The following is a 6,951-nucleotide window of genomic DNA, read 5'->3' on the forward strand; positions in this document are numbered from 1 at the left end:
GCGACGGGTGGATGCGCCGCGCGCGCTGGGTCGAGCCGGTGCTTGCCGCGGTGACCTTGGTTGCGTTGGCGGCCGGGGGCATCGCCTGGCTGGCGGGGGCGCCGCGGGTCGCCGACGGCTGCTGGATCGCGGGCACGGTGCTGGCGGTGGTCCCCGCGGTGGCGTGGGTGCTCGCCGCACTGCGCCGGGGCCGGCTCGGGGTCGATCTCATCGCGGTGCTGTCGCTGGTCGGCACGCTGCTGGTCGGCGAGTACCTGGCCGGGGCGTTGATCGCGGTGATGCTGGCCGGCGGGCGGGCACTGGACGCGGCGGCCGAGCGCCGCGCATCCCACGACTTGCGGGCGCTGCTGGAACGCGCGCCGCGGTTCGCCCGCCGTCGCGTCGGCTCGGTGGTCGACGTTATCGCGCTGCAGGACGTGGCGGTCGGCGATCTGCTGGTGGTCGGCCCCGGCGAGGTGGTGCCCGTCGACGGGCGCATCTCCGGTGCGGTCGCGGTGCTCGACGAATCGGTGCTGACCGGCGAACCGCTGCAGGTCGAGCGCGGCGTGGGCGAACCGGTGCGCAGCGGGGTTGTCAACGCGGGCAGCGCCTTCGAGATGAACGCCACCGCCACCGCCGCCGACAGCACGTATGCCCAGATCGTCCGCCTGGCCGCGGAGGCCGGGGCGGAGAACGCGCCGGTGGTGCGGCTGGCCGACCGGTACGCGGCGTGGTTCCTGCCATTGACGCTGTTGGTGTCCGGCGCGGCCTGGCTCGCCAGCGGGTCACCGGTGCGGGCGGTGGCGGTGCTGGTAGTGGCGACGCCGTGCCCGCTGTTGCTCGCGGCACCGGTCGCCATCGTGTCCGGGCTGTCGCGGGCGTCACGGCGCGGCGTGGTGATCCGCAACGGCGGCGCTCTGGAAAACCTTGGCCACGCAACGACTTTGGTGATGGACAAGACCGGCACCCTGACCATGGGGCGTCCCGCCGTCATCGACGTCGCGGCCGCGCCCGGGCGCGATGCGCTCGAGATCCTGCGGGTGGCCGCCTCGGTGGATCAGATGTCCCCGCACGTGCTGGCCGAGGCGATCGTCACCGCGGCGCGCGCCCGCGGGCTGCCACTGTCGTTGCCCTCCGAGGTGGTCGAGGAGCCGGGCCGCGGCGTCACCGCCACCCTGGACGGCCGGCGGGTCCACGTCGGCAAACTCTCGCACGACACCGCGAACGCGGCATGGGCCCGCGCGGTGGTCAATCGCGCCCTGCTGGACGGCGCCGCGATCGCCTGGGTCTGCGTCGACGGGCGGCCGACGGGCGCGGTGTTGCTGCGCGACCCACTGCGTCGTCATGCACCACGAACACTGCGCCGCCTGCGCGAAGCCGGGCTGAACCGATTGGTCATGCTGACCGGAGACCGGACCGAACCCGCCCGCGAGGTCGCCGCCGTGCTGGGTTTGGACGAGGTGTACGCGGAACAAACCCCGGCCGACAAGGTGGCCGCCGTGCGCGCCGAAAAGGACCGCGCGGTCACCGTGATGGTCGGTGACGGGGTCAACGACGCGCCCGCGTTGGCCGCGGCCACGGTCGGCGTGGCAATGGGAGCCCGCGGTGCCACCGCCTCCTCGGAGGCCGCCGGCATCGTGTTGACCACCGATCGGCTGGAGCGGCTCGCCGACGCGATGGACATCGCCCGCTGGTCGCGGCGCATCGCCGTGCAGAGCGCGGTCGTCGGCATGGTCCTGTCGCTGGTCGCGATGGCCGTCGCCGCCGTCGGGTGGCTCCCGCCGGCCGTCGGCGCGCTGGTGCAGGAGGGCATCGACGTCGCCGTGATCCTCAACGCGCTGCGGGCCCTGGGCGGCAACCCGGACATCGAGGTCGACCTCCCCGCGTCGACCGAGCAGCTGTTGCGGCGCTTCGACGCCGAACACGACGAGCTGCGCGACGCCGTGGATCTGTTGCGCGACGCCGCCGACCAGTTGGCCGCCGCGCCAGACGGGTCGGCGCTGGAGGCGATCAGCCGCGCCCACGCCGTGCTCACCGAGCGGATCATCCCGCACGAGCAAGCCGAGGAGACGCAGCTCTATCCCGCGCTGGCCCATCCGCTGGGCACCAGCGAGGCGACCGCCCCCATGAGCCGCACCCACGCGGAGATCCAGCGACTCGCCGACCGGATCGGCGCCCACGTGGCCTTGGCCCAGAGCAGCGGGGCGATCGGTCCCGACCAGCTCGACGACCTGCTCGCCTGCCTATACGGGTTGCACGCCCTGCTGCGCCTGCATTTCCTGCAGGAGGAGGAAAGCTACTTCACCCTGGCCGAGGACGAACCCGGCCCCCGGCAGGCGGATGGCCGGAACACCTTGGCGCACAAGCTATCCCGCTGACGGCGGTCGCTTCATGACGGTGCCGGGAAGCTCCGCGCCGATCTCGATGTCCTCGTAGTCTCGCCCGTCGCCCCCACGGCCGCCCTTGCCGCCCAGCGGCGGTCGCATCGGCGCCACCGGAAGCGCGGGGGGCGGCGCTTCCCCCGGCGCCAGCGCGGACACCGCCGAGGCGAGCTGCACCGGCGGCTGCGCGCCGGGCAGCATCCCCACCGTCGCGGGCGGCATGCTCAACTTGCCGACCAACACGGAAACGCCCAGCGCGCCCCGAGGCGCCAGCGCCCCGGAACCAAGGGCGTTCACCAGGCTTGCATCCGCCGACGCCAGGGCTGCCCCACCCTCCGCCAGGCCCTGTCCGATGTCGGCGCTGACACCTGAAAGCGCCTGCGCCGCATTGAGCTGCGCCAGGTAACTGAGCAGGTTGACGGGGAACCCGCCGGCGATGAACTGCCAGCCCCAGATGCTGGTGTACCCGAACCAACCCTTATTGGGGTCGAAGGGGGTGACGCCGAGCGCGTCGATGATCGACCCGGTATTCGTCGAAGCCAGCGTGTTGGCGGCGGGCACCAGCGAGGCCTGGGTGGAGACGCCCGAGGGGTTGGCGACGTTCGGCGGCGACGAGAGCGGAGCGAGCTTGACGGCGTTCAGCGAGGTCGCGCCGTAGCGATACATCGCCGCCGAGTTGTTGACCCACATGGCGTTGTACTCGGCTTCCGTCTCGGCGATGGCCGGAGCGTTGATGCCGAAGAAGTTGGTGGCCAGCAACATCGCCAACCGTGCCCGGTTGGCCGCGACGACGGACGGATGCACCACCGTCCAGTGCGTCAATTCGAATGCGGCCGTGACGGTTTCGACCGACGCGGCGATTTCCTGGCATTGCGCCGCGGTGGTCCGCAACCAGGCCAGGTAGGGCTCGAACGCCTGGGCCATCGCCACCGACGACGGACCCTGCCAGGTACCCGCCAGCGACGCCAGCTCCGCGGTATAACTGCTTGCGGCCGCCTCCAGTTCGGCGCTGAGCTCCTGCCATGCGCCGGCCGCTTCGATCATCGACCAGGCGCCGGGTCCGGAGTGGATCAGCGCCGAAGTGATCTCGGGCGGCAGCAGCCCGAAATCAATCATGTCTCGTCCAACGCAATAGAGCGCGCGGCACCACTTTGCTTGCGCAACAATGGTTTTGGGCCGCGATTAACCTATCCGGCGGCGAGGTTCGTCTTCCGGAGTGGTGAGGCGTCATCGGCCCTCATCCCCCGCTGGGCGGTCGGTGAATCACCTTCTTCGGAAGTTCCGCCCCGTATTCAAGGTCCTCGAACTTCTGTTGCTTGCGCTTGCGCCAGCCGCTGCCCGCCGAGTTGGTGGCCGGCGCCATCATGGGCATCAGCGGCATGCCGGTGAGCCCGGCGTCGGCCGGCAGTGGCGACACCGACGACGCGAGTTGCACCGGCGTCTGCGTCGCCGGCAGTAGCCCCACCACCGCGGGCGGCGCGGTCAGCTTGCCCAGCGAAACCCCGACCCCCATCGCCCCCGCGGCCGCTCCCCCGGGCGCGGCCTGCAACGCGCTGGCCAGCCTGGTCACCGACGACGCCAGCGCGCCCTCGCCCTCGGAAAGCCCCAAACCGATATCGCTGCCCACGCCCTGCAGCGCCTGCGCCGAGGTGTTCTGCGCCAGGTAGCTGAGCAGGTTGATCGGGAACCCGGACGAGATGAACTGGTTGCCCCAGGTGCTCCAGTAGCTGAACCAACCGGCGTTGGGGTCGAACGGGGTGACGCCGAGCGAGTCGATGATGTTGCCCGTGCTGGAGGCCGAGCTGAGCAAGGAAGCATTGGACACCGCGGCGTTTTGGTTGACCGTGCCCGTCGGATTCGAGATGGCGAGCGGCGAATTGAATTGCGACAACGACGTCGTCGCTTGTGACGACGCCGCCTGATAGCGCGCCATCGCCGCGGAATTGTTCGCCCACATGGTCTGGTATTCGTCCTGCGTCGCGGCGATAGCCGCGGTGTTCTGCCCGAACCCGTTGGTGGCCAGCAACTGCGCCAACCGCGTCCGGTTGGCGGCGACGACGGAGGGGTGGACCACAGCCGAGCGGACGGCGGTGAACGCGACCGCGGCGGACTCCGCCGAGGTGGCCATTTGCTGGGCCTGCTGCGCTGTGGTGCGCAGCCAGATCAGATACGGCTGTACGGCCTGCAGCATCGCCATCGAGGACGGGCCGTCCCACGAATCGATCAACGACGACAACGCGGACGCATACACCGCGACCGAGTTTTCCAACTCGACGCCCAGGTTCTGCCACGCGCCAGCGGCCTCGATCAGCGAACCCGCCCCGGGACCGGAATGGATCAGCGTCGAGGTGACCTCGGGTGGCGCGAATAAGTCCATCACATCTCACCTTGTCTACGCCGGATACGCAGCCGGAAACTTTCGATTACCAAGTTGCAAAGAGCCCGGAAACAATACGCATTCACCCCCCAAGGTGCCGCAAGCATCCTTTCCGTCGAGTTCCGGACGGTGAGAACGATATACCGGCGACCTTAGGGTAGCCAAAGTCTTTAACGGGGTTCGGCGCCGCTAACGGGAGCCCTAGACGGTGACCGACCCGCCGCGGGGCACCTCGATGATTCGGTCGGCCATGTCGCGGCGCTGCATCTCCCGCGTGAAGTCGGCCAGCGGCGAAGCGAAGACGCCATAGTCGTCGAAGTGCACCGGGATGGCCTTCGGCAGGGCGAGCATCGCCACCAATCCCGCGCCCTGGCGGCCGTCCATGGTTACGGTCAGCCCGAACGGAAGCCGCGGGCCGGCCGGAAGCCGGGTCCCGCCGAGGTGCAGCAGGCCGACGTCGATGGAATCGAACCGCGCCGGGATCTCCTTCAGGTCCTCGACGAGCAGGGTGTCGCCGGAGATGTAGACCCTGCGCCGCAGTGGTCCCTCGTCGGCGGCGAAGTCCAGCATGGTGCCCATCACCGGCGGCAGCAGCCGCTGGGTCCACCCCGGGCCGTGCCGGCCCGGCAGCGACGTCATGGTGACCGTGGTGCCGCCCTTGGTGATCTTGTGCTGTTCCCACGTGGAGAGCCCACTCGCGTTCGCGAAGCCACGGTGTTGCAGCCGTTTGGCGGCGTGCGGGGTGGTGATGACGGGGAGGTCGTGGTCGAGGCCCTTCTGCGACACGCGGTCCCAGTGGTCGCCGTGCATGTGGGAGAGCACGACCGCGTCGACCGGCGGTAGTTCGTCGATGCGCAACGCCGGTTCCCTGAGTCGCTTGGATACCAGCCCGTGACCGAGGTAGGCGTGTTGCCCCTGGTGCAGGAAGTTCGGATCGGTCAGCAGCGTCAGCCCGCCCGCCGCGATCAAGGTGGTCGCGTTGCCCACGAACGTCACGGTGATGTCCATAGCCGCGGGCTACCCGATCGCGGGCTGCTCACGCGGCCGGGACGGTGTCGGCTACAGGCCGGGCAGGCAGATGGGTGCTCCGTAGCAAGGCGGCGGACCCAGCGGCCGGCGGGGCGCGTCGCCCTCCCAGACGAACTGGCCAACGTTGCCCATCCCGCCGACGGGGACCCAGTACCAGTGGTGGCAGACGCCCATATCCCATCGGACATCGGGCATCGGCAACGGCTGCCCCGGGCACCAATCGTGCGGGACGGTGAAGTTGTCCAGCGGCAGCGGGCCGATGACTTGCGGCGCGATACCGCGCTCCGCCTGGGCCGTGCCCGCGGCCAGGCCCAGACCGGCCAGCCCCAGACCGGCCACCGCCACGCCGCCGGACAGCAGCGCCCCGGTAATGACCTTCCTGACCTTGTGAAGATGCCTCATTGCCTCGCGCCTTTCCTCGACTACGCGAGCAGCAGACACCGACCGGTTCGCTACCGATCCCACAAATTAGAAGGGCGGCGGGTCATCGTCGCCCGGGGCGTCGCGCGGCAGGTGCTGCGCGGTGTCGCTTGCTCGGCGTGCCAGGCGAGCGGTGCGGTTGTTGCGGCGTTCGGTGGCGATGCGCCGGGTGCGGTCTTGGGCGCGGGTGCGGCGCCGTTTCGGCATCATCGCGGTGCGCTCGCCGCAATATTCCGCGGGCGGGTCGGCTTCGGGGGTCGCGATCGCGCCGGTGGCGCGGCACAGGCTGGGAAACAGCAGGGCGCTGCCCGGGGTGGTGACGTAGGTGCGCCCGGCCGGGGAGGTCAGGATCAGCGTTCCATCGGGCAGCTGCTTTTCCTGCCAGCCCCAGAAGGTTTTCACCAAATGGTGTGTCCGGCAATAACATTTGAGATTCGAGGCGTGCGTGGGCCCGCCAGCGCTGTAGGGGATGGTGTGATCGATGTCGCAGGCCACCGCCGGGCAATCGCAACCCGGCCAGCGGCACGTGAGATCGCGGCAGCGCACGAAATCGGCCAACGCCTGCGACGGCACATAACCCGGCTCGGGCGGCGCATCGCCGGGATGGATCAACGGCACCAGCTTGGCCGAGGCGGCCAACTCGGCGACCAGCTCGGGCGGGATCAGTCCTTCGGCGCCCAGCTGGAAGCCCGGCGCCGCGCCGGTGCCGTCGAGGGCGGCTTGTTCGGCGACTACGTGAATGACCACCGCACCGGCCGCCGGGCG

6 protein-coding genes are annotated in these 6,951 nt (G+C 70.2%); 1 reads left to right on the top strand and 5 read right to left on the bottom strand.

Going from position 1 to position 6,951, the window contains the following annotated elements; translation table 11 throughout:
• Nucleotides 1–11 precede the first annotated feature (11 nt).
• On the top strand, nucleotides 12–2,357 hold the full coding sequence (locus A5711_RS00595; RefSeq protein WP_369829913.1) for a heavy metal translocating P-type ATPase: 2,346 nt from the start codon (nucleotides 12–14) through the stop codon (nucleotides 2,355–2,357).
• Here A5711_RS00595 and A5711_RS00600 read toward each other — a convergent pair.
• The 5 genes from A5711_RS00600 to A5711_RS00620 all read right to left on the bottom strand — a co-directional run.
• Nucleotides 2,346–3,473 carry a PPE family protein gene (locus A5711_RS00600; RefSeq protein WP_067943063.1) on the bottom strand — a complete coding sequence of 376 codons (1,128 nt, stop codon included), beginning with the start codon at nucleotides 3,471–3,473 and terminating at the stop codon, nucleotides 2,346–2,348. The genes A5711_RS00595 and A5711_RS00600 overlap by 12 nt on opposite strands.
• 124 nt (nucleotides 3,474–3,597) lie before the next feature.
• Nucleotides 3,598–4,737 carry a PPE family protein gene (locus tag A5711_RS00605; RefSeq protein ID WP_067943055.1) on the bottom strand — a complete coding sequence of 380 codons (1,140 nt, stop codon included), beginning with the start codon at nucleotides 4,735–4,737 and terminating at the stop codon, nucleotides 3,598–3,600.
• Between the two features lie 201 nt (nucleotides 4,738–4,938).
• Nucleotides 4,939–5,745 (bottom strand): MBL fold metallo-hydrolase, encoded by an 807-nt coding sequence (locus tag A5711_RS00610; RefSeq protein WP_067943058.1) that lies wholly within the window; start codon nucleotides 5,743–5,745, stop codon nucleotides 4,939–4,941.
• Nucleotides 5,746–5,796: 51 nt separating this feature from the next.
• Complete coding sequence (locus A5711_RS00615; protein ID WP_067943060.1) at nucleotides 5,797–6,168, bottom strand: hypothetical protein; 372 nt, start codon at nucleotides 6,166–6,168, stop codon at nucleotides 5,797–5,799.
• A gap of 66 nt (nucleotides 6,169–6,234) precedes the next feature.
• The coding region (locus A5711_RS00620) for an HNH endonuclease signature motif containing protein (RefSeq protein ID WP_156744698.1) at nucleotides 6,235–6,951 on the bottom strand (717 nt) is incomplete at its 5' end.

It is taken from the genome of Mycobacterium sp. E2238 (assembly GCF_001672665.1).
GTDB lineage: Bacteria > Actinomycetota > Actinomycetes > Mycobacteriales > Mycobacteriaceae > Mycobacterium.

What these genes read in the sequence shown, in the direction of transcription:
- A5711_RS00595 (WP_369829913.1), top strand. Translation starts at nt 12, where the DNA reads ATGCGCCGCGCGCGCTGGGTCGAGCCGGTGCTTGCCGCGGTGACCTTG.
- A5711_RS00605 (WP_067943055.1), bottom strand. Translation starts at nt 4,737, where the DNA reads ATGGACTTATTCGCGCCACCCGAGGTCACCTCGACGCTGATCCATTCC.
- A5711_RS00610 (WP_067943058.1), bottom strand. Translation starts at nt 5,745, where the DNA reads ATGGACATCACCGTGACGTTCGTGGGCAACGCGACCACCTTGATCGCG.
- A5711_RS00615 (WP_067943060.1), bottom strand. Translation starts at nt 6,168, where the DNA reads ATGAGGCATCTTCACAAGGTCAGGAAGGTCATTACCGGGGCGCTGCTG.